At 72.9% G+C, this 20,760-nt stretch carries 25 protein-coding genes; 1 reads left to right on the forward strand and 24 read right to left on the reverse strand.

The genetic code is table 11. From position 1 onward, the window contains the following. Positions 1–28 precede the first annotated feature (28 nt). From AC1Q7O_RS24340 to AC1Q7O_RS24455, 24 genes are all read right to left on the reverse strand, one after another. Positions 29–484, reverse strand: a complete 456-nt coding sequence (locus tag AC1Q7O_RS24340) for a hypothetical protein (protein ID WP_492662584.1) — start codon at positions 482–484, stop codon at positions 29–31. A 494-nt stretch (positions 485–978) separates the two neighbouring features. Next, positions 979–1,581: a hypothetical protein gene (locus tag AC1Q7O_RS24345; RefSeq protein ID WP_492662583.1), complete on the reverse strand. Its 603-nt coding sequence runs from the start codon at positions 1,579–1,581 to the stop codon at positions 979–981. Further along, positions 1,574–1,795 (reverse strand): hypothetical protein, encoded by a 222-nt coding sequence (locus AC1Q7O_RS24350; protein ID WP_492662582.1) that lies wholly within the window; start codon positions 1,793–1,795, stop codon positions 1,574–1,576. The genes AC1Q7O_RS24345 and AC1Q7O_RS24350 overlap by 8 nt, the downstream gene beginning before the upstream one ends. 79 nt (positions 1,796–1,874) lie before the next feature. Next, positions 1,875–2,276, reverse strand: coding sequence for a hypothetical protein (locus AC1Q7O_RS24355; RefSeq protein ID WP_492662581.1), 402 nt, complete (start codon positions 2,274–2,276; stop codon positions 1,875–1,877). Continuing rightward, positions 2,257–3,468, reverse strand: coding sequence for a LysM peptidoglycan-binding domain-containing protein (locus AC1Q7O_RS24360; RefSeq protein ID WP_492662757.1), 1,212 nt, complete (start codon positions 3,466–3,468; stop codon positions 2,257–2,259). The genes AC1Q7O_RS24355 and AC1Q7O_RS24360 overlap by 20 nt, the downstream gene beginning before the upstream one ends. A 111-nt stretch (positions 3,469–3,579) precedes the next feature. Further along, positions 3,580–4,365, reverse strand: coding sequence for a type III secretion system export apparatus subunit SctT (gene sctT / locus AC1Q7O_RS24365; RefSeq protein WP_492661950.1), 786 nt, complete (start codon positions 4,363–4,365; stop codon positions 3,580–3,582). Then, positions 4,365–4,640 (reverse strand): type III secretion system export apparatus subunit SctS, encoded by a 276-nt coding sequence (sctS, locus tag AC1Q7O_RS24370; protein ID WP_492661951.1) that lies wholly within the window; start codon positions 4,638–4,640, stop codon positions 4,365–4,367. Before sctS ends, sctT begins: the two co-directional genes overlap by 1 nt. A gap of 142 nt (positions 4,641–4,782) precedes the next feature. Beyond that, positions 4,783–5,442 (reverse strand): type III secretion system export apparatus subunit SctR, encoded by a 660-nt coding sequence (gene sctR / locus AC1Q7O_RS24375; protein ID WP_492661952.1) that lies wholly within the window; start codon positions 5,440–5,442, stop codon positions 4,783–4,785. After that, a complete protein-coding gene (locus tag AC1Q7O_RS24380) occupies positions 5,442–6,125 on the reverse strand; it encodes a hypothetical protein (RefSeq protein WP_492661953.1) in 684 nt (227 codons plus the stop codon). The genes sctR and AC1Q7O_RS24380 overlap by 1 nt, the downstream gene beginning before the upstream one ends. Then, positions 6,122–6,763: a response regulator transcription factor gene (locus AC1Q7O_RS24385; protein ID WP_492661954.1), complete on the reverse strand. Its 642-nt coding sequence runs from the start codon at positions 6,761–6,763 to the stop codon at positions 6,122–6,124. The genes AC1Q7O_RS24380 and AC1Q7O_RS24385 overlap by 4 nt, the downstream gene beginning before the upstream one ends. After that, entirely contained in the window at positions 6,760–7,821 is a 1,062-nt protein-coding gene (locus AC1Q7O_RS24390; protein WP_492661955.1) for a sensor histidine kinase, read from the reverse strand. The genes AC1Q7O_RS24385 and AC1Q7O_RS24390 overlap by 4 nt, the downstream gene beginning before the upstream one ends. Beyond that, a complete protein-coding gene (locus tag AC1Q7O_RS24395) occupies positions 7,818–8,705 on the reverse strand; it encodes a hypothetical protein (RefSeq protein WP_492661956.1) in 888 nt (295 codons plus the stop codon). Before AC1Q7O_RS24395 ends, AC1Q7O_RS24390 begins: the two co-directional genes overlap by 4 nt. Then, a complete protein-coding gene (locus tag AC1Q7O_RS24400; protein WP_492661957.1) occupies positions 8,702–9,262 on the reverse strand; it encodes a hypothetical protein in 561 nt (186 codons plus the stop codon). Before AC1Q7O_RS24400 ends, AC1Q7O_RS24395 begins: the two co-directional genes overlap by 4 nt. A 10-nt stretch (positions 9,263–9,272) precedes the next feature. Continuing rightward, the gene (locus tag AC1Q7O_RS24405; protein ID WP_492661958.1) at positions 9,273–9,752 is read right to left on the reverse strand and encodes a hypothetical protein; all 480 of its coding nucleotides are present in this window, start codon (positions 9,750–9,752) and stop codon (positions 9,273–9,275) included. Beyond that, the gene (locus AC1Q7O_RS24410; RefSeq protein ID WP_492661959.1) at positions 9,749–11,074 is read right to left on the reverse strand and encodes a FliI/YscN family ATPase; all 1,326 of its coding nucleotides are present in this window, start codon (positions 11,072–11,074) and stop codon (positions 9,749–9,751) included. The genes AC1Q7O_RS24405 and AC1Q7O_RS24410 overlap by 4 nt, the downstream gene beginning before the upstream one ends. Continuing rightward, positions 11,071–11,709 (reverse strand): FliH/SctL family protein, encoded by a 639-nt coding sequence (locus tag AC1Q7O_RS24415; RefSeq protein WP_492661960.1) that lies wholly within the window; start codon positions 11,707–11,709, stop codon positions 11,071–11,073. Before AC1Q7O_RS24415 ends, AC1Q7O_RS24410 begins: the two co-directional genes overlap by 4 nt. Next, positions 11,706–12,245 (reverse strand): hypothetical protein, encoded by a 540-nt coding sequence (locus AC1Q7O_RS24420; RefSeq protein WP_492661961.1) that lies wholly within the window; start codon positions 12,243–12,245, stop codon positions 11,706–11,708. Before AC1Q7O_RS24420 ends, AC1Q7O_RS24415 begins: the two co-directional genes overlap by 4 nt. Beyond that, positions 12,238–12,981: a type III secretion system inner membrane ring lipoprotein SctJ gene (sctJ, locus tag AC1Q7O_RS24425; RefSeq protein ID WP_492661962.1), complete on the reverse strand. Its 744-nt coding sequence runs from the start codon at positions 12,979–12,981 to the stop codon at positions 12,238–12,240. Before sctJ ends, AC1Q7O_RS24420 begins: the two co-directional genes overlap by 8 nt. After that, positions 12,981–13,388, reverse strand: coding sequence for a hypothetical protein (locus tag AC1Q7O_RS24430; protein ID WP_492661963.1), 408 nt, complete (start codon positions 13,386–13,388; stop codon positions 12,981–12,983). The genes sctJ and AC1Q7O_RS24430 overlap by 1 nt, the downstream gene beginning before the upstream one ends. Then, entirely contained in the window at positions 13,388–13,681 is a 294-nt protein-coding gene (locus tag AC1Q7O_RS24435) for a hypothetical protein (RefSeq protein ID WP_492661964.1), read from the reverse strand. The genes AC1Q7O_RS24430 and AC1Q7O_RS24435 overlap by 1 nt, the downstream gene beginning before the upstream one ends. 36 nt (positions 13,682–13,717) lie before the next feature. Beyond that, on the reverse strand, positions 13,718–14,710 hold the full coding sequence (locus AC1Q7O_RS24440) for a SctD/MshK family protein (RefSeq protein ID WP_492661965.1): 993 nt from the start codon (positions 14,708–14,710) through the stop codon (positions 13,718–13,720). A 5-nt stretch (positions 14,711–14,715) separates the two neighbouring features. After that, entirely contained in the window at positions 14,716–16,518 is a 1,803-nt protein-coding gene (sctC, locus tag AC1Q7O_RS24445; RefSeq protein WP_492661966.1) for a type III secretion system outer membrane ring subunit SctC, read from the reverse strand. After that, positions 16,515–18,497: an FHIPEP family type III secretion protein gene (locus AC1Q7O_RS24450; protein ID WP_492661967.1), complete on the reverse strand. Its 1,983-nt coding sequence runs from the start codon at positions 18,495–18,497 to the stop codon at positions 16,515–16,517. Before AC1Q7O_RS24450 ends, sctC begins: the two co-directional genes overlap by 4 nt. Next, a complete protein-coding gene (locus AC1Q7O_RS24455) occupies positions 18,494–19,144 on the reverse strand; it encodes a lytic transglycosylase domain-containing protein (protein ID WP_492661968.1) in 651 nt (216 codons plus the stop codon). The genes AC1Q7O_RS24450 and AC1Q7O_RS24455 overlap by 4 nt, the downstream gene beginning before the upstream one ends. A 409-nt stretch (positions 19,145–19,553) precedes the next feature. On the opposite strand from AC1Q7O_RS24455, the gene AC1Q7O_RS24460 reads away from it, so the two are divergent. Then, positions 19,554–20,759: an EscU/YscU/HrcU family type III secretion system export apparatus switch protein gene (locus AC1Q7O_RS24460; RefSeq protein WP_492661969.1), complete on the forward strand. Its 1,206-nt coding sequence runs from the start codon at positions 19,554–19,556 to the stop codon at positions 20,757–20,759. Position 20,760 lies beyond the last annotated feature (1 nt).

Below are 20,760 nucleotides of genomic sequence, written 5' to 3' on the forward strand. Positions count from 1 at the left end.
GTCCGCTGCAGCAAAAGGTTGAGCGGATTCATGTGAGCCAGTCGTCCGTATTTCGACGCTGCCCAAGGCCAATGGCATCGAATTCATCGGCAGCTTCACCTTTTTGAACCCCGACGTGGCGAAGTGCCTCGTTGATCGCATCGTCGGACACAACGACCGGCCCAACCTGCTTGCCCGACGCGAAGAGCGCATGTGCTTGCGCGCCGATGCCGCCAAAGAACTCAGCCTCGACGTAAGCAAGAGAGCCTCCCGTGCTCAGTCGCTCGCACAACTCAACAATCACCACCGGAAGTCCCTGATTGCCTTCGTCCGTCAGCGGCAGGAATGGAAGTGCATGCGCCTTGAGCGCAGCCTTGCCGATAGGGACCATATCTACACCGCCAAGAAGGGGGACAAGTCGCAGACTGTCCGGCAGCGGTGCGGGGAGGGCTCCGGCTGTTGTGATGATCGCCTGCAACGTGTAAGCCATGACGAAGCCGCTCAACGTGTTGTAGGCGGATCGTTAACGATCCGCATAAGCTCTGGCGCATGGTCAAACGCCCCAGCAAGGCAGCCCACCAATCGCCGACTGGCCGGATGGCAGCAGCCATGGCCGGCGAGGAGGATGCGCGGGTGAGCGGTCTCCCGGCATTGCCGCGCGATGCTCGCCAACCTTTTTACTGGACGTTCTCGTGTGGTGGGGTGTCTTGGTCTTTGCACTTCGAGCCTAGCCCTCAGGACGTGCGCCAGTGGCGGGTCTATCGGAATGGTGAACCCTGGATGTGCGCTGGCCTGGAGCGAGTATGGCGTGCCATGCAGAGGGAAATGCTCCCTGCTTTGGGGCGCAGGCATTGGCGCTAACCCTGAATTGCCTGCAAGCGCTCGCCGTCATCGGCCCACTCCCGGCCGGGGTCAACCGCCCCCCGCCCGTCGCACGCCACCGCGCCTCAACAAACGAGCGGCGCCGATCTCGTACCCGCGAACGCCCCGGCCGGTTGATCAGCACGCGCGCAGCACCGCGTCCGTGAACGCCGCGCAGGCCTGGCTGGCGTCCGGGTGGCTGCGCCAGCGTTGCGCCAGCGCGCGCAGCGCGGCGCGCACCTCGCGGGGCATGGTGCCGTCCAGCGGGTCGTCGGCCACGGCACCGAGGTGGTCGGCGTAGAGCCGGCGCGCGTCGGTGTCGCAGTCCATCAGCTCCAGCACGGCGCTGGCCAGCGTCTGGAACTGCTCGGGCCGCAGCTCGGCCGGGCCGCGCCGCTGTGGCCAGGCGGCCAGGCACAGGTATTCGATGGGGCCGAGGCTGCGGCGCTGAGCGCCGGGCTGGTGCGCGCCCCAGGCCGCGCGGGAGCCGCTGGGCAGGCGGCCCTGGCTGAGGGCCTGCATCAGCGTCTGCGCGACGGCCGCACGGGCAGCGTACTCGCCGCGCTGGTTCACCTCGGCCAGCACGCGCAGGAAGGCCGGGTAGAGCTGGTCGCCCAGGCCCTGGCAGACGGTTTCCATCAGCGCGACGGCGCCGTCCTGGCGGGGCCCGAGGTCGACGCAGCCGCTGATGAGCGCCTGCGCCGCGTCGGCCCAGCGCGGCTGGGCCTGCAGCTCAGGCAACGAGGGCGGCGAGCACGCGTTCGGCGTGCTGCTGCACGGTCAGCCGCTGGGCGTCTGGCGCCACGTCCGCACGCAGCGTTGCACCTCCGGCGGCGCCCAGGCCGTCCAGCCAGGTCGGCTCGCCGGTGCGCGCCGACGCGGCGGGCGCCCCCAGCGGACGCAGGGGCGCTGTGGAGAACAGCGAGGCGGTGGGTGACAGAGGGGCGCCGATCATGGCCGTCGGGGAGTCAGTGGGAGTGCCTTCAGCTTAGGGATGCGGGGCGGCGCTGGCGACTGCGGCTGCCCCTAATTCGTCAGTCGGCGGTGCGGGCAGCGCCCTGCCCGGCCCATTCACAGGCGGCGCCGCCGTAGCCGCTGCAGTCGCCCTCGCTGCGCGCGGTGACGCGGGTCCAGCGGTCGTCGAAGCTCAGCACCACGCGGCAGCTCTCGCTGCCGGGCTGCTTCACGTGAGGGGTGAGCACCAGCGTGCGCTTGCGCAGCTGCCCCTGCCCCGCGACGCTGGCGGAACAGGCGCCCTGCGTGACGGTGGCGCTGGCGGCGGCGTCGCCGCCCGCCACGTCCAGCACCACCACGCGCACCTCCAGCTCGCTGGAGCGGTAGGTGGCCTGCGCCCGGGCGTACTGCGCCTGAGCCGGCACGGCGGCCGTCAGCAGCAGGCCCAGTGCTAGCAGCGCGTTAGCGCGGCTGCCGCGCATCGTCTGCGTAACGCTGGCCGGCGCGCATGGCGTCGCCCATGCGTTCGTAAGCGGCCTGGACCGTGATGCTGCCATCGCCATAAAGAGAGCTGTTGTTGCGGATGACGGCGTTGGAGAGCACGTCGTCGACGCGGGTGGTGGGGTCGGCGGCCAGCGCGCGCAGGAAGGTCGCGCCGTCGCCACCGCCGAGATTGTGCAGCGCGTAGACGTTGGCGACGTCGTCGGCGCCGCCCAGGCGCCGACCGGTGGCGACGTTGTCGTGCGTGAACTCGGCCAGCATGGCGGCCTGCAGGCCGGCATCGTTGCGGTGTGCGTTGGCCTCGGCCGTGGTGAGCGTCGCGGCGTCGGCAATACCGTGTTCTGCGCCGTGCGTGCGCAGCATCTGGCGCCAGGTGCCGTCGGTGAACTGGCCCAGGCCGTGGGCGGTGCTGAGCGCCATCGTGCCGTCGAACTGGCGCACGGTGTTGCGCGAGGCATCGCGCGCGACCGGCCGCGCGTCAGTGCGGAAGCCGGACTCGAAGTTGGCAATCATGGCGACGACACCGGGGTCCACATCGGCGCGGCGGGCCGCGTCGACCAGCGTGTCGCGCTGCGCCAGCCAGCGGCGGTCGCGGGCGTTGTGGGCCTGGAAGGCGGTGCCGGCTGGCGCAGCCTCGGCAGTGCGCGGCGCCGCGGAGGCCGCCGGCGCCGGTGAGGCCGCGCGCGGCGCAGGCGCAGCCACCGGAGCCGGCGCGCGGCCGTGGGCGGGCTGCGGCAGCAGCGTCCAGAACTCGGCCAGGCGGCTCAGCAGCCCCGGGCCGGCAGCGGGCGGCTGCGGCGCGGCGGCAGCGCGCGGCGCGGGCAGGCGCAGCGTGTCGCCGACATGCAGCACGTCGGGGTTGCGCAGCTGCGGATTGGCCGCCTGCAGCGAGCGCTGCGACACGCCCAGCTCGCGCGCGATTGCGTGCAGCGTGTCGCCGGGCTTGACCACGTAGCGGCCGGTGTCCGGCAGCTGCAGCCGCATGCCGGGGTAGATGACGTCGGGGTTGCGCAGCTGCGGGTTGGCCGCGAGCAGCGCCTGCGTCGACACGCCATGCTCGGCGGCGAGGCGGTGCAGACTGTCGCCGCGCTGCACGACGATGCTGGCGCCGTCGGCCAGATGCGGGGCACTGCCGGCAGCAGCGGGCGTGGAGACGCGGGGGAGGCTGATCATGGCGAACCTTGTGCGGTGATGCTCGATGACGGCATTTCAGGCCGTCGCGCCGCGCAGAGCAATTGCGGCCGCCGCTAGTCGTGGCCGCAGCGGCGCTAGGGTCGGCCGCAGTCAGCCGAACAGGCGCTGCAGCAGCGTGCGCACGACCGTGGGCCGCGACAGCAGCTCCTCGTTCAGCAGCGCCACCAGGCTGCCCAGCTGCAGCAGCAGCACCAGATGGCCCACCACGGCCTTCAGCGACATCGACAGGCTGAACACGTTGAGCTGCTGCGCGAAGCGGTTGACGAGGCCCAGCACGCCGTCCACGAGGTACAGCAGCACCAGCGACGGCGCGGCCAGCAGCAGGGCCAGGCGCAGCATGCGGCCCAGCTCCGCCTCGAAGGCCAGGCGGCCGGCCGGCAACAGCTGCCAGCCGCCGTTGACGGGCCACAGCGCGTAGCTGTCCAGCAGCAGCGCCGCGAACAGCAGGAAGCCGCCGGAAGCCATGAACACCCAGCTGGCCAGCCGCGCGAGGAAGGCCCCGGTCAGCGAGGTCTGGTGCCCGGACAGCGGGTCCATCACCTGCGCCTGCGTGGCGCCCACCTTGTTGTCGATGAGCTGACCGGCCATCTCGAACGACCACAGCATGCCGGCGTACAGGAAGCCCAGGCCGGCACCCAGCAGCGCCTCGCGGCCATACAGCCGCGCCCACTGCCAGCCGCTCAGTGCCATGGGCTGCACGTCCTGCACCAGCAAACCCAGCAGGCCCAGCGCGAGGAACATCGCATTGCGGATCAGCGCGGGTATCAGGTCCTGCGTGAACAGCGGCACCAGCAGCAGCGCCACGGCGACGCGCATCGTGCACAGGCCCAGCAGCAGCACCGCATCGGTGGGGTGCCCGACCCAGAACGCCAGCATCAGCGGGTGATCTTCACGAGACCAGGAAACTCGCTGAACACCTTGTCGCCCAGCCGGTACAGGCTGCCACCCAGCAGCGACGCGGTGATGAAGAGCGTGACGACGATGGCGAAGAACTTGGCCACGTACTGCACCGTCTGCTCCTGCAGCTGCGTGGCGGCCTGGATGAAGGCGATCACCAGGCCCACAACGGCCGCGACGAGGATGGGCGGCGCCGACAGCAGCAGCACGAGCCACAGCGCCTGCTGCGTGAGTTGGATGACGTCGCTGTTCATTCAGATCCCATTCGAGAAGTGTTTCGGGCCGAGCGCCGGGCCGCCCCGAGCCGGCCCGTCTGGCGATGTGCTTGACGGTCAATCCGGCAAGCATCGCCATCCCCTCGGGGGATCGGCCACGGGACGCCTTGGCCGAGGGGCTTCATGTCTGGTACGTGAGGACGAGGCCGTGGGTGAGCTTGACCCAGCCGTCGATCAGCACGAACAGCAGCAGCTTGAACGGCAGCGACACGGTGGTGGGAGACAGCATCTGCATGCCCATGGCCATCAGGATGTTGGAGATGACGAGGTCGATGACGAGGAAGGGCAGGAAGATCAGGAAGCCGATCTCGAAGGCCACCGTCAGCTCGCTGACCGTGAAGGCCGGCACGATGACGAGGAAGTCACGCTCGGTCAGCGCCTGGGCCTGCTCGGGCTTGAGGCTGCGCTGCGCCGTCTTCAGGAAGAAGGCCCGCTCCAGCGGCCGGCTGTGCTTGATGAGGAACTCCCGCAGCGGCTCCTTGGCGGTGTCGGCCGCGGCGACAAGCTGGCTGGTGGACGCCTTGCTCGTGGCGGGCAGGTCGGCCAGCTGCTCCTGCATCTGCACGCCTACCGGATACATCACGTAGATGCTGAGGATGAGCGCCAGCCCGTTCATGACGACGTTGGGCGGCACCTGCTGCAGCCCCATCGCATTGCGCAGCAGGCTGAGCACGACCACCAGCTTGGTGAACGACGTGACCATGACGGCCACGAACGGCGCCAGTGCCAGCAGCACGACGGTAAGCAGCGCCGACGCTGGCGTGAAACTGCTGAGGTCCATCAGACGGCCTCGATGAACAGCGCCTGCCCGCTGCCCCAGGGCAGCAGGCGGCCGCGGGCGCGCACGCTCTCGGGCTGCGCGGTGTGGATGAGCTGGCAGGCGACGGGTGCGGCCGGTGGCGTGGCATGCCAGCCCAGCACGACCTCCAGCGCCAGCGGCTGATCCCAACGCGCCACCAGCTGCCAGGGAGGCTCGTCGGCGGCGGCGCGTTCGGTGCGTGCGCGCAGGCGCGGCGCCGCGGGCGCTTCCAGCAGCAGCAGGCCGCCGGGTTCCAGTGCCGCCACGTCGTCATCGGTCAACGACCAGTGCGCCAGCACGCATTCGGCGGCCACCGGCTCCCACAGAAGGCCCGGCACGTCGGGGGCCGTGGGCAGCGCTTGCAGCGCCGCCCAGGGCAGCGCGAGCCGGGCCTCGACCGCGAACCCCTGCCAACGAGCCTGCGCCAGGCCAGGCGGGTCGTCGCCCGGCGCCTCCAGCCATTGCCACGGCGCATCCACGTCGAGGCCCGCCGCGGCCAGCGCATCCAGCAGTTCACCGGCCCGGTCCAGCACGACGGCCGCCTCGGCGGCGCAGGGCAGCTCCTCGGCAGCCTCGAAGCCGTCGGCGCGCACGGCGAGCCGGAACGAGCCCGCCCCGAATCGCCATCCGGCCGCGTGCGCGAACGCCTGCGGAAGCGAGCTCATGCCCGGCGGCTGACCATCATGCGGGTCAGCTCCGTCACCGAGCGGCACTTCATCTTGCGCATGCCGCGCGAGCGGTACAGCTCCACGCTCTTCAGCGACAGCTTGATCTCGTCGGCGATGTGCTTGTTCATCAGGCCCTTGACGACCAGCGACAGCACCTGGCGCTCACGCGGCGACAGCAGCTGCAGCCGGCGCTCGAACTCCTCGCGCGAGCCTTCCACGTCGGCGTCGTCGCCCAGGTCCAGCTCGGTGGGCGCGAAGGCGCGGTCCAGCGCCGCGCTCAGCGCCGCGTCGTCCAGAGGCTTCTCCAGCAGCGACACGGCGCCGCGCTTCTGCATCGCGGCCACGGCCAGCGGCACGTCGGCATGGCCACTCATGTAGATGACGGGCAGGTGGATGCCGCGCTCGCGCAGCGCGTCGTGCAGGTCCAGCCCCGACAGCTCGGGCATGCGCACGTCCAGCATCAGGCAGGTGGACTCGGGCCAGGTGGTGCCCACGGCCACGCGGGCCAGCGACTGCAGCGCGTCGCGCGGGTCGCCCCAGTCGCGCACCTGGCAGCCGAAGCCTTCCAGCCAGAAGCGCAGCGAGTCACGGAACTCGTGGTTGTCGTCCACCACGTAGATCTGGCGAGGGGTCATGCGGTCTTCTCCAAGGTCGGGGGCGTTGCGGCGGCCAGCACCGGCAACGCGAAGTGGAAGCAGCAGCCGCCCGCGTCGCGCCGCGTGAACCAGAGGCGCCCCTGGTGCATCTCGATCAGCGAGCGGCAGATGGACAGGCCCAGCCCCATGCCGTTGGGCTTGGTGGAGCTGAACGGCAGGAACAGCCTGGCTTCGGTCTGCGGCGTGATGCCGGGGCCGTTGTCGCCCACGCGCAGCTCGGCACGGCCGGCCTCAACGCGCAGCTCGATGTCGATGAGCGGCGCGGCAGGCCGGTCCAGCCGCAGCGCGTCAAGCGCGTTGCGCAGCAGGTTGATGAGCACCTGCTGCAGCATCACGGCGTCGCCCTGCACGGGCACGGGCGCATCGGGCAGGCGCAGCGCCAGCTGCACGGCCTCGCGCTGCAGGTCCCAGTCCAGCAGCGCCAGGCTCTGGTGCACCAGCGCGCCCAGGTCCAGCCGCTCGGCCTTGGGCTGGCGCGACTGCGTGTACTCGCGCACCCGGCCGATGATCTGGCTGGCGTACGTCACCTGCGCCACGGCCTTGTCCAGCGCGGCGAGTTCGTCGGTGCTGTCGGGGTGGCGGCGTGCCAGGCGCAGCTTCAGGCCGCGCAGCAGGTTGGCCGTGGCGCCGATGGGCTGGTTCAGCTCGTGCGCCAGCACGCTGCCCATCTCGCTGACGGTCAGCGAGCGCGACGTGAACAGCAGGCCTTCGCGGTCGTCGAGCTGGCGCTGCAGGTGATGCAGGCGCGCGCGCTCGTCCACCAGGCGCAGCAGCACGTGGCGCGCATCCAGCGCCACGCGCTGGGCCAGGTACTCGCCGCTGACACCGCAACGGCGGCGTTCGCCCAGCGGCGCGGCCAGCGCGCTGGCCAGGCCCGGCAGCGACTGTGCCCAGTCGGCCGCCAGGCCGCCCGCGTCCCCCGGCAGCAGCGCCTGCATGGGCGCGTTCAGCGCGACGAGGAACTCGCCGTCCAGCACGGCCAGTGCGTCGTCCAGGTCACCCAGCGCATGCAGCAAGTTGGTGTCGAAGCGATTCATGGCGCCTCCACCGGCCACAGCGGCTGGTTGCACAGCAGCCAGGTCAGCGACGGCCGCGCGCCCAGCAGCCCGCGCAGGCTGGCGCTGGCCGGCGCCTGCACCAGCACCTCGGCCCACTGCGCGATGCCCGGCGCGGTGCCGTCCAACCGCAGCTCGCAGCTCACCTGGCCCGGCGCCAGCCGCAGCGCACCGCCCAGCTCACGCAGCGTGCGCGGGCGGCCCTGCGCGGCCAGGCCCAGGCGCACGGCCCACCAGCGCTCGCCGGTGGCCGGGCGCGCCTGGCGCCAGCGAGCCGGCCAGCGCCGCCAGCACCAGCTGGCGCCGTCACGGCCAGGCTGCAGGCTGGCCAGCCCCGACGGGCTCGCCAGCAGCACGGGCAGGCCGGCGCGCCAGGCCTGCAGCGCCGGCCGCAGCGGCGCCACCGAGGCCGGCGCCTCAGCGGCCTCGCGCAGCCGCGCCAGCAGCGCCTGGGCCCAGGCGGGGATGTCATCGGCCGGCACCTGCGCGTCGGGCTCGGCGGGCGACGCCAGTGCCGCCTCGTCGTCATCAACGGCGTCACCAACGGTGTCCAATAGCGAGCGCCACGCGGCGGCGTCCTGCACACGCCAGCGCAGCTCGGGGCCTTGCTGCAGCGCCAGCGGCGTCAGCAGCGCAGGTGCCAGCGGCTGTACCGCGGCCGGCGCATCCAGCGGCTGAGCGAGCAGGGTGGACGGCTGTGCGGCATGGGCCTCGCCCACGGGGCCGGGCAGCGACAACGCCGCCTGCGGCAGCTCGGGCGCCTGCGCCAGCGCCGCCACCTCGGCCTCGCTGGCGGCAGCGACCTGCAGCCACGCCTGCACGGACTCGGCGGGATTGATGGCCTGGATGGCCGCGATGCCGCTCATGGCTGCACCTCGTCGACGCGGCGCAGCCGCCCGGCGACGGCCGGCTGCAGGCGCGAGGACAGCACATCGTGGCCGGTGTCGCGCAGGCGCTTGTCCAGGTCGGCCAGCTGGCGCCGCGCCTGGGGCTGCAGCACGGCCGGCACGCGCAGCTCCAGCAGCAGCGGTGCCTGCGGCTGGGCCTGCTCCACGCGCAGCTGCCAGCCCGCGCCGGCCGACGGCAGCTCGACCTGCCAAACGCGCTGCGGTGCCATCGGCGCCTGCGCCAGCAGCGCCTCCACGCGCTGCACCGTTGGCGTGGGCGGCAGCGCCGCGGCCGCTCGCTGGTCGGGCGCGGGCGCCGGGGCCTCGCTGCGCACGGCCACGGGCTGTAGCGGCAGCAGCGGTGCGTCGGGCGCCGGGAGCTCCGGCGCCAGCACCTGCAGCCGCTGATAGGCGCCCCGCCAGTCCTGCTCGGCAGCGCCGGCAGCGACGGTGTCGAGCGGCGCGTCATCGGACATGGCGCCGGGCCGGGCCTGCCGCAGCAAAGCACCCAGGGAGGAAGAGAACAGGGACAGCATCACGGCGGTGTCAGTGCAAGGTGCGGAAGACGTCCTCCGCCTCCAACTCGGCCTGCTGCTCGCGGGCCTGGCGTTGCAGGCGGCGCTGGTCGGTGATGGTGGCGTCCACGGCCGCCTCGCGGGCCTGGGCGCGGGCCAGCTCGGTGCGGCAGCGGGCCACGTCGGTCTGCGTCTGCCGCCAGTCGTCCTGGTGGTCCAGCAGCGCGTACTCGTCGCGCTCCAGGCGCTCGGCGAGCATCTCGCGGTGCGCCTCGATCTGGGCATGCCAGCGCGGCAGCCCGGCACTGCCGGCGCCGCCCCAGTGCCGCGCCAGCGCCGTCAGCCGCGCCTGGCCTTGGGCGATGCGCAGCTCGCAGGCCTCGACGGTGGCGCGGGCGGCGCGCTCCGCGTCCATCGCGCGGGCCAGCGCCTGGCGCGCGCGCTGCACGCGCAGCTGGCGCAGGCGCAGCCACTGGCGTGCGTCGGCGTCGGGCAGCGAGGGCGCGCTCATGCCACGATCTCCCGCAGGTGCTGCAGGCAGCCGTCCCAGTCGGCGGGCTCGTGCGAGCCCTGCTGCAGCAAGGCCTTGATCTGCGGCATGCGCTCGATGGCCTGGTCGGCCAGCGGGTCGCTGCCGGCCTGGTACTCGCCCACGCGCAGCAGGAACTCGACCTCCTTGTGCCGTGCCATCAGCGCGCGCAGCTGTGCCGCGTCGCGCTGCTGTTCGGGCGACGTGACACGCGTGAACACCCGGCTGGCGCTGGCGAGCACGTCGATGGCGGGGTAGTGCTGCGCCTGCGCCAGCGCGCGCGACAGCACGAGGTGGCCGTCCAGGATGGAGCGCACCTCCTCGGCCACGGGGTCGCTGCCCTCCTCATCCTCGGCCAGCACCGTGTAGAACGCGGTGATGCTGCCGTGCGCATCGTTGCCAGCACGCTCGAACAGCCGCGGCAGCTCGGCGAACACCGACGGCGGGTAGCCGCGCCGCACGGCCGGCTCGTGCGCGGCCAGGCCGATCTCGCGCAGGCCGCGCGCGAAGCGGGTCACCGAGTCCATCATCAGCACGACGCGGGCGCCCTGCGCGCGAAAGCCCTCGGCGATGGCCGTGGCCGCATAGGCCGCACGCACGCGCTCCAGCGCCGGCCGGTCGGACGTAGAGACGACGACGACCGAGCGCGCCAGTCCTTCGGCGCCCAGGCTGTCTTCCAGGAACTCGCGCACCTCGCGGCCGCGCTCGCCGATGAGGCCGATGACATTGACCTCGGCGCGCGTGCTGCGCGCCAGCATGCCCAGCAGCGTGGACTTGCCGCCACCGGCCATCGCGAAGATGCCCACGCGCTGGCCCTCGCCCACCGTCAGCAGCGCATCGATGGCGCGCACGCCGCACACCAGCGGCGCGTGCACGGGGCGGCGCTGCAGCGGCGGCGGCGCGTCGCGGTACAGCGGCACGCGCGGCAGGTGGGTCACCGGCGGGCCGCCGTCCAGCGGCTGGCCGAAGGCGTCGATGACCCGGCCCAGCAGGCCCGGGCCGCTGGGCAGCTGGGCCACCTCCTGCAGCACCTCCACGGCCGCCCCCACGGGCACGCCCTGCAGCGACCCCAGCGGCGCCAGCACCGCCTCGTGGCCCTGGAAGCCGATGACCTCGGCCAGCAGGCCAGGCTCGTGCGGCCGCTGCGCGTCGAACACGCGGCAGCTCTGCCCCACGCGGGCCGGCACGCCCGTCACGCGCAGCAGCGTGCCGCCGGCCTGCACCACGCGGCCCAGCGTGGCGACGGTGCGCACGCGCTGCAGGCTGCGGCGCAGGTCGTCGGGGGCGTGCAGGGCCGTCGTCACGCGAGACTCCAGGCGCGGGCCAGGCGGTCGACCTGGGTCTGCAGGCCCGCATCGGCGCTGCCGAACTCGGTCGTCAGGCGGCAATCCGTCTCGGCCAGCTCGGCGTCGGCCTGCAGTTCAGCGCCGGACAGGCCGGCGGCGTCACCGGCGTCGGCCGCCTGCAGCGCGGCGCGCAGGCCCGGCAGCTGGCTGGGATGCACGTGCAGCCGCCAGGTGCGGGCGGGCAGCAGCTCGCGCGCGGCCTGCAGCGCCAGGCGCGCCAGCCGCTCCTGCGCCGGCAGCTCGCCCAGCAGCTTCTCGGCCACGGCCAGCGCGAGGCCGGCAACGTCCTGCTGCAGCCGCTCGCGCTGCTGCTCGTGTGCCCGGGCCTGCCGCGCCAGTGCCTCGGCCACCTCGGCGCGCGACTGCTCGCGGGCCTGCGCCAGGCCCTGGGCCAGGCCTTCCGCGCGGGCCTGCTCGCAGGCGGCGTCCACCCGCGCCCGCTCCTGCGCGAGCAGCGTGTGCAGCGTGTCCAGCAGCTCATGGGCCTGCTGCAGCGCCGGCACCTCGGCGGCGCGCAGCACGCGGCGGTCCGACACCAGCCCGGCGCGCGCGTCGGCGTCGCGGTGCCACAGCATGAAGGCGTGGCGGTTCATGCGGCCTCCGCCGGGTCCAGGCGCGCGTGCAGCGCCAGCGTCTCGCGCAGCACGGCCAGCGCGGTGGCCTGCGGCATCACCCACGCCGCCACCGGCCCCAGCCGGCGGCTGGCGGCATGGCGCAGCGCCCCGTGCGGCAGGCCAGCCAGCAGCACGGCAGCGCCGGCCTCGGTGAACTGCCGGCGCAGGCCGTCGGGCGTCGTCACGTCGGGCCAGTCGGCCAGGCTGGCGGGCAGGCCGCGCGCAACCGCCTCGGGCAGCGCTGGCCAGTCCGGCACGGCGCGCAGCGCACGCCACCAGGGCACGCCCAGCGTGGCCCGCGCCAGCTCGCGCAGCGGGCCGGCGATCCACAACCGCAGCGCCGGCGCGGCCAGCACCGAGCCGCAACGCAGCGCCAGGGCCTGCAGCTCCGCGGCGGGCAGCGCCAGCCAGGCGGGCGCCGCGTCCAGCTGCGCCCAGGTCAGCGCGCGCGCCTCGGTGGGCGCCTCCTCCAGCAGGCGGCGGGCGACGCGGGCACGCTGCACACGCTCAGTCATCGGCGCCTCCCTGCAGCGCCGGCTGCGGGCCGGCTTCGGCCAGGCTGACCGCGCGGCGGCGGCGCCAGCCCAGCCAGCCCGCGGCGCCCAGGCTGGCGGCCCCCAGCGTCACGGCCAGTGCCAGCAAGGCGGTGGGCGCGGCGTCGGGCGCCGGCGTGACCACCGGCGTCGGCTCGGCCGCGAACGCCACGACCGACACGCTCTCGTACGGCAGGCCTTCCACGCTGTTGACAACCAGCGCGCGCACCTTGGGCAGCAGCGCGTCAACGTCGAGGCCGGCCCGGTGCCGGATCATCACGGAGGCCGACGACGGCTGCACCTTGTCGGACAGCGGGTGGCGCTCCGGCACCACCAGCGTCACGCGCGCCTGCAGCACGCCGTCGATGCTGGTCAGCGTGTGCGACAGCTCCTGCGACAGCGCATGCATCAGCCGCGCACGCTCCTCCACGGGCGTGGAGACAAAGCCCTCGCGCTTGAAGACCTTGCCGAGGCTGTCGAAGTCCTCGCGCGGCAGGCCTTGCGCCTTCAGGATCTGCACGGCGCGGGCGAAGTCGTCCTCGGCGGTCTGCACCTCGAAGCCGTCTTCCCTGGCGCGCTTCTGCGCGGGCACGCCGGCCAGCCGCAGCGCCGAGACCATGTCATTGGCCTGGCGCTCGTCGAGCTTGGCGTAGAGGGTCTGGTCGCCACAGGCGCTGAGCAGCAGCGCGAGGGCGAGTGCGGGCAGGCTGCGTTTCATCAGGACTGCTGTCTGAAGAGTTGCTGCAGACCTTCGGACGTGCGGTTCGCGATGTTCGAGGTCAGCTGGCAATGGAACATGAACTCCTGGCAGCGCACGGTCAGGTTGACCAGCTCGCCGGGCGTCAGCGCCTGGCCGGACGCGGCGGCGGCGCGGGCGTCGCGGCCCAGCGACGCGGCCTCGGCGTTGATGTGCTCCAGCGGCTGCACCAGGCGCTGCATGGCCTGAGCGGGGGCGTCGGCGGCCTGCGGGCCCTCCAGGCGCTGCATCGCGCCGGCCAGTGCGCGCTCGAAGCCGGCGGCCTCGGCGGGCGCCGGCCCGCCCAGCCGCTGCAGGGCCGACAGCGACGCACCCGCGCCGAACTGCACGTCCTGCACCGGCGCGGCGATGGCGAGGCCGGGCGTCATCACTGCTTGCGGGCCATGGTTTCGAGCGCCGACCCGACCGTGGAGACGGCGGTGTGCGAGCTGCTGGCCAGGAAGCTCATCTTGAGCGACATGGCGGTCAGCTCGGTGATGTCGGCCGGCTTGTCGCCGCCCGCGCCGACGGCGGCGGACTTGGTCTCGATGTCGCTGGCCTGCTTGTCCAGCGCCTGGCCCCAGGCGTCGGCCATGGCTTCGAACCACGAGCCGCCGCCCTTGGCGGTGCCGGTGCTGCCGGCGGGCGTGGTGGCGAGGGAGGTGAGAAGGGTGTTGGACATGGGGAACTCCGGTTGGCAGGGGGGGACGGGAAAAACTCAGAGCACCAGCCGCGTGCGCTGGCCGTCGCGCTCGACGATGACGGCGCGCTCGACGATCTGCACGACGCGGTGGCCGCTGGGCAGCAACGCACCGCTGAAGTAGCGGCTGCCGTCGGCGGTGACGAAGTAGGGGCTGTCGGCGTTGTCGACGACGGCGACCAGGCGCTTGGCGGGGTCCTCCGGCACGGCGGCAGGCGCCGCGGCAGCCGGCGGCTGGTTGTCCACCCGCAGCGCGGGCAGGCGGGCGATGTCGCGCCGGGCGGCCGCGGCGGCGGCCTGCACGCGGGCGGTGTCGCGCTCCTGCGTGTGCAGCACCAGCTCGCCGTCGGTGGACCAGCTGGCCTGCGCCTTGATGCCGTGCAGGCGGAACAGGTCGACGACGCTGGCCAGCGGGTCGGGCGCCGGTGCGGGCGTGGCGGTTGCCGCGGCCACCGGCATGGCCCTGGCCAGCGCCTGGCCGGCCTGGCGCAGCGTGAGGCCCTGCGTGGCGATGTAGACACCGCCCACCAGCATGGCGACGCCCAGCACGCCAAGCGCTGCCTCCAGCACCGGGGCATGGCGCGCTGGCGGCGCGGGCGCGCGCGGCCCGGCCAGCAGCGGCGCCGGGCCGTCGTGCATGACGGGCTCTGGCCACTCCGCCTCGTCCAGCGGCCCGTAGGCCACCAGCGTGTCCCCCAGCTGCAGCGGCTGGCCCGGCGCCCAGGCGTGCACCTCGGCACCGGGCGCCAGCGGCCGGTCGCCCAGCACGGCGACGCCTGACAGCAGCTGCAGGCCCACGCGGCCACGCGCGGCGGGCACCATGCGCGCCTGGAAGTCCACCTGGCTGGCCAGCAGGATGTCGGCGAACTGGGTGTCGCCCTGCTGCGACGGGCTGTAGGCGCACACGACGAGCGCCTGCTCGGGGTCAAGCCGGGCATGCGCGCCCTTCTGGCGGCCGGCCAGCACGCGCAGTTCCAGCGCTACGGCGTGAGTCTGGGGGGGCAGCGGCATGGGGTTCACTCCTGCACAGGGACGGCCGGGGCGGCCGGGTTGGGCAGCGGCTGGCGAGCCTTCTCCAGCAGGTCGACGGCCGCCTTGCTGCTGGCCAGGCGCGGCGTGATGAGGAACATGCGCTCCACGCGCTGCCCGCCCTTGCGCTGCGTCTTGAAGAGGTTGCCCAGCAGCGGGATGTCGCCCAGCACGGGCACCTTGTCGACGCCGGCCGTGGCGCTGTCGCGCACCATGCCGCCGATGAGCAGGCTCTCGCCCTCGGAGATCAGCGCCTGCGTATTGATGCCGGAGCGCTCGACGATGGGCAACTGGTCCACGCTCTGGCCGGTCAGGCCGCCGTCCTCGATCTGCACGAGCAGCTTGATGCGGGGCGCCTCGTTGCCGTCCTTGTCGTCCTTGAACACGTGCGGCGTCACCCGCAGCCGCGTGCCGGCGGTGACGTTGAAGAGGTCCACCTCCTCGCGGCCGGCCACGCGCACGTAGTAGGTCGAGCTGTTGTCGAACACCGCCTCGACGTTGGACAGCGTGACGACCTGCGGGCTGCTGACGACCTTGGCCGCGCCGTCGCTCTGCAGCGCGGCGATGCGGGCGACGAAGGGGTAGCGGTCGCCGATGACGGCGGAGATGACGCCGCCCTTGGCGCTGGGCGTCACGTCCTGCTGGCCGTTGAGGCGGTTGTCGCTGGCCGTGCCGTTGCCGAACATCAGGCTGGACAGGCCGTGGTTGTAGCGCCAGTTGATGCCCAGCTCGCGCAGGCGGTCGGTGTTGATGTCGATGATGGTGGCCTCGATCTCCAGCGACTGGGGCTCCACGTCCAGCGACTTGATGAGCGCGGCATAGCGCTCCAGCCGCTCGGGCAGGTCGCGCACGATGACGGCGTTCAGGCGCGGGTCGGCCTCGATGCGGGGGCTGAACTCGCCGGCAGCGGGCTCGCCAGCCTCCGGCTGCGCCGGTGCGGCGTAACCGGCCTGGCTGAGGGCGGCCACCAGCGTCTCGGTGCCGCGCGGGCCGGGGGCGGCGTCGTCCACGAAGCCCAGCGTGGTGGCGCCCCCGGTGCCGCGCGCGGCGCCGCTGCGCAGGCGCTGGCTGCCCTGCGCGCGGGCGGGGTCCACGGCCTGCGCGGTGCGCGGGCGCTGCGGCAGGCCGGCCAGCGAGCGCAGGATGCTGGCCACGCCGGGCAGCGTGGTCTGCTGGCCGCCGAAGCTCATGGGCACGTCCTGCGCCCACGCATAGCGCAGGTAGAAGATGCGGTAGTCGGGCAGCGGCTGCTGCTCGCGCGGCGGGGCCCAGGTGTTCATCGCCGCGGCGGCGGTCGTCGGTCGCACCTGGCGCACCAGCTCGTCCACCTGCTGCACGAAGCGCCGCGCGCCCACGGCGAGCAGCGCGCCGTCGTCGCCGAACTTCAACGTGTTGCGCGCGTCCGGCAGCTGCAGCGCCTGCGCGGCGCGCTGCACCTGCGCGGCCGCGGCGGGCGAGAGCAGCCAGCTGCGGGTCTGGGTGTCGCTGGCGGGCGAGATGTAGAGCACGCCGCCGTCGTAGTAGCTGAGCAGGTTGTAGGCGCGGCTCAGGTCTCGCAGCAGCTTGGGCGGCGCGCCTTCGAAACGGCCGTTGACCTGGCCCTGCACGCCAGTGGCGACGACGGGGACGTCGCTCCCGGAGAACAGGCTCTGCAGGAACTGCTCGAGCGGCTGGTCGCGCGCCTCGAGCTTGAGCGGGTGCAGGCCATCGGGCAGCGGCGCAGCCGGCGACGGCAAGGCCTGGGCCAGCAGCAGCGTGGCGGCTGCCGCGAATCGGAGGTGGGAAGTCATGCGGCGAGCAGGGCGGCCGGCGGGGGCTCGTCCAGGGAGGATGGCCCCGGCGGGGGCAGGTGGTACAGCGGCGTGAGCCGCAGCGTGGGCAGCAGTTCGTGGAAGGACAGCACTGGCGTGTCGAAGCAGTCCGTCTCGACGAGCTTGCGCAGGTGCCAGCGCAGGTCGATGGCGCAGACGATGGCCTGGGGTTGCAGCGCGTCGATGCGCTCGCGCAGCGCGGCGGTCAGCTGTTGGGCGTGCTCGGGCGACAGCGCCAGCTGCGCCACGCCGCCGTTGACGTGCAGGCTCTGGCGCAGCAGCGCCTCCAGCTCGGGCGCCAGCAGCAGCGCGCGCAGCTCGCCACCGGCGCAGACGCGGTGGTGGGTCTGGCGGCGCAGCGCGATGCGCGTCATCTCGGTCAGCGCCTGCACGTCCTTCTCGCGTTGGCTGGCCTCGGCCAGCGCCTCGAGGATGTCGCGCAGGTTGCGGATGGAGACGGCCTCGGAGGCCAGCCGGCGCAGCACCTCGGTGACCTTCTGCACCGGCAGCGCACGCAGCACCTCCTTCACGACGTCGGCCAGGTCGGCCTGGGCGCGCGTCAGCAGCTCGCTGGTCTCCTGGATGCCGATGAACAGGGCCGCGTGGCGGCGCAGCGCCTGGCGCACCTGCTCGGCCAGCGCGCGCACGTCATCGGCCTGCTCGCCCTCGGCCAGCGGCACCTCGTGCGCCAGCAGCCGCCAACCGCCGCGGCCCACGCGGCCGTGCAGCGCCAGGCGCGGCAACGGCAGGCCCTGGTCCAGCTGCAGCTCGTCCAGCATGGCCTCGACGGCGCGGGTGGCGGCCACGCCGCCGTCGGCCAGCAGCCGCTGCGGCAGCTCCAGCAGCAGCGGCACCGACGGGCGCACGCGCGGCTGCGCCGTCTTCAGCGCGGCCGGGGCGGTGCGTTCGTTCTGGCGCTGTGGCAGGCGCTGGGCCAGCCAGTCGCGGCCCCAGTCGCTGAGCATGACGCCGGCCGCACCGAACACCAGCGCCAGCAGCCCGAACACCAGCGGCGGGAAGCCCGGCACCAGCCCCAGCATCAGGCAGATGCCGGCGGCCATCAGGTGCACGCGCGGCTTGGCGCCCAGCTGCTTGCGGATGGCGTCGCCCAGGTGGCGGTCGTGCTCGTCGTCGTTGGTACGCGTGACGAGCAGGCCCGCGGCCATCGCGCCCAGCAGCGCCGGGATCTGCGCCACCATGCCCTCGCCGATGGTGAGGATGGAGTAGCGATGCACGGCGTCGCCCATCGACAGGTCCTGCTGCAGCACGCCGATGGCGAGGCCACCCAGCAGGTTGATGAGGATGATGACGATGCCGGCAATGGCGTCGCCCTTGACGAACTTCATCGCGCCGTCGAGGCTGCCGTGCAGCTTGCTTTCCATCTCCAGCGTGCGGCGGCGGCGCTTGGCCTCGTCCTTGTCGATGAGGCCAGAGCGCAGGTCGGAGTCGATGGACAGCTGCTTGCCCGGCATCGCGTCCAGCGAGAAGCGCGCCGCCACCTCCGCCACGCGCTCCGCGCCCTTGGCGATGACGATGAACTGCACCACGGTGATGATGAGGAACACCACCAGGCCGACGACGAGGTTGCCACCCGCCACCATCTTGCCGAAGGTCGCGATGATGTGGCCGCCGTCGGCGTGCAGCAGGATGAGCCGCGTGGTGGCAATGGACAGCGCCAGCCGGAACAGCGTCGTCATCAGCAGCACGCTGGGGAACACCGAGAACTCCAGCGGCCCGGCGACGTAGACCGCGATCAGCAGCAGCACCAGGCCCGAGGCGATGTTGACGGCCACCAGCAGGTCGATGAGCCACAGCGGCAGCGGCAGCACCATCAGCGCCACGATGGCGACGATGCCGGCGACGAGGAACAGGTCGCTGAAGCGTGCGACCCAGCCTTCGCGCGGCCGGTCGGTCACGGCGAAATAGCCCGAGAGGCCGTCGCGCTTGAGCGCGCTCATGACCAGCCTCCCAGCCGCCGGCGCAACTCGGCGTAGACGGCCAGCACGTCGCGCACATAGGCCTGCGTCTCGGCAAACGGCGGCACGCGGCGGCCATGCCGCTCCACGGCCCCCTCGCCGGCGTTGTAGGCCGCCAGCACCAGCGTCAGGTTGTTGCCGAAGCGGGCCTGCAGCTGCTTGAGGTAGCGGGCCGAGGCCTCGAGGTTGGCCTGGGGCGACAGCAGCTGGCGCTCGGCGTCGGCCACGCCCAGCCCGCGGCCGGTGGACGGCATGACCTGCATCAGGCCGCGCGCGCCGGCCGGCGAGATGGCCTGCGGCTGGTGGCGCGACTCGATGTGGGCCAGGGCGTGCAGCAGCAGCGGATCGATGTCGTGGCGCTGCGCGACGTCGGCCATCAGCGGCGCCAGCGCGCGCACGCGGGCCTGGCCGGCCGGGTCCTTTGCGGACAGCGCCACCGGCCGCGCCAGCACCGCACGCGGCACGGGCGTGGCCACCACGGCCGGCGGCGGTGCGTCGGCCTCGGCCGGCTCCCCGGGCAGTGGCGCCGTGGCCGCACGGCTGCGCACCAGCGTCGTCGCACACAGCCGCTGGGTCAGCACGAAGCCGCCGCCTGCTGCCGACGCGCCCAGCAGGTCGTCGGCGGTCACGGCGGCACAGCCTGTGCCTGCCTGCACGCCGGCGGCCGCGAAGGCTAACGCCATCGTCGCCGTGAGCTGGCAAAACCGTCGAAGTCCAAACACCTGGGTGCCCCTGTTCCGAAAACCGGGCGGACTATGCGTGCAAGGTTTCACGAACGGCTGACCATTGCAAGCAAAAGTAACTGACCAACCCGTAGGAATTGCTCCTTTATGTAGAAGCCCTACCCCCACGTTTACGCGTAGAAACATCTGACCCGTTTGAGGCCTTCTTCAGCAGGCATCGTTCGGCTCCGCAGCGCCAGATTCCCCAGGCACCGTGGGGTGAAAAGCCTCCCTAGAAGTAGGTCTGGTCAAGGCGACTGCAAACAAGTTTTCACAAACCCCGTTTGCACCCCCTAGAAATAGGTGTTATGCGCCCATGGCCGACGACAGCGGCGACAAGACCGAACAGCCCACACACAAGCGCCTGCAGGACGCGCGCAAGAAGGGCGACATTGCCAAGGGCAAGGAGCTGACCAGCACGGCTGGCCTGCTCGCCTGGCTGGTGATGGGCGCGCTGTGCCTGCCACTGGGCGCCCAGCGCTTCGCGGCGCTGTGCGAGTCGTTGCTCGCCCGCATCGGCACGGGCTGGCGCGAGGAGGGCTTCGGTCACGTGGCCGCGCTGCTGGGGTGGCAAAGCGTGGAGCTGGCCGTGCTGCTGGTGGGGCTGCTGGTCATCCCGGTGGCAGCGCTGGGCACGCTGGTGGAGTACCTGCAGGCCGGGCCGGTGCTGGCGTTCGAGAAGGTGGCGCCCAAGATGGAGCACCTGAACCCGGCCGCGGGCCTCAAGCGCATGTTTTCGCTGGACAACCTGGTGGAACTGCTCAAGGGCATCCTGAAGACCGCGCTGCTGCTGGGCATCGGCTGGGCCGTGGCGCACACGCTGCTGCCCGACGTGATGCGGCTGGCCACCGGCGACCGGCCGGCGCAGCACGTTGGCGCGCTGGTGTGGGAGGCCACGGTGAAGGTGCTCGCCTGGACCGTGGGCGTGTTCGCGGGCGTGGCCTTCCTGGACACGCTGTGGACCCGGCATCGCTTCACGAAAAAGCTGCGCATGAGCATGCGCGACATCAAGCAGGAGATGAAGGAGAGCGAGGGCGACCCGCTGCTGAAGCAGCAGCGCAAGCAGGCCCACGCCGAGTGGAGCCAGCGCAACCAGGCCGGCGCGGCACGCAGCGCCAACGCGCTGGTCGTGAACCCCACGCACGTGGCCATCGCCATCGACTTTGAGCCCGGCCGCTGCCCGGTGCCCACCATCAGCGCCAAGGGCGAGGACCACGTGGCCCGCGCGATGCGCGAGGCGGCCGAGGAAGCCGGCGTGCCCATCGTGCGCAACGTGCCGCTGGCGCGCGAACTGCTGGCGCGCTGCGACGAGGGCGAGGTGGTGCCGCCGGACCTGTTCGACGTGCTGGCCGAGGTCATCGTGTGGGCCGACGGCGTGCGCGAGCAGCTCAAGTGGGAAGCCGCGCGCGCCGACCCGCACCGCCGCCACGAGGTGCCCCCCGAGCCGCCGCGCCGGCGGCCTGCGCCCGGTGAAGACCTGACCCCCCACCCCGACCTCGACGCGCGCGCCGCGCCAGCCTGAC

It is taken from the genome of Roseateles sp. GW823-FHT07B05 (genome assembly GCF_058794515.1).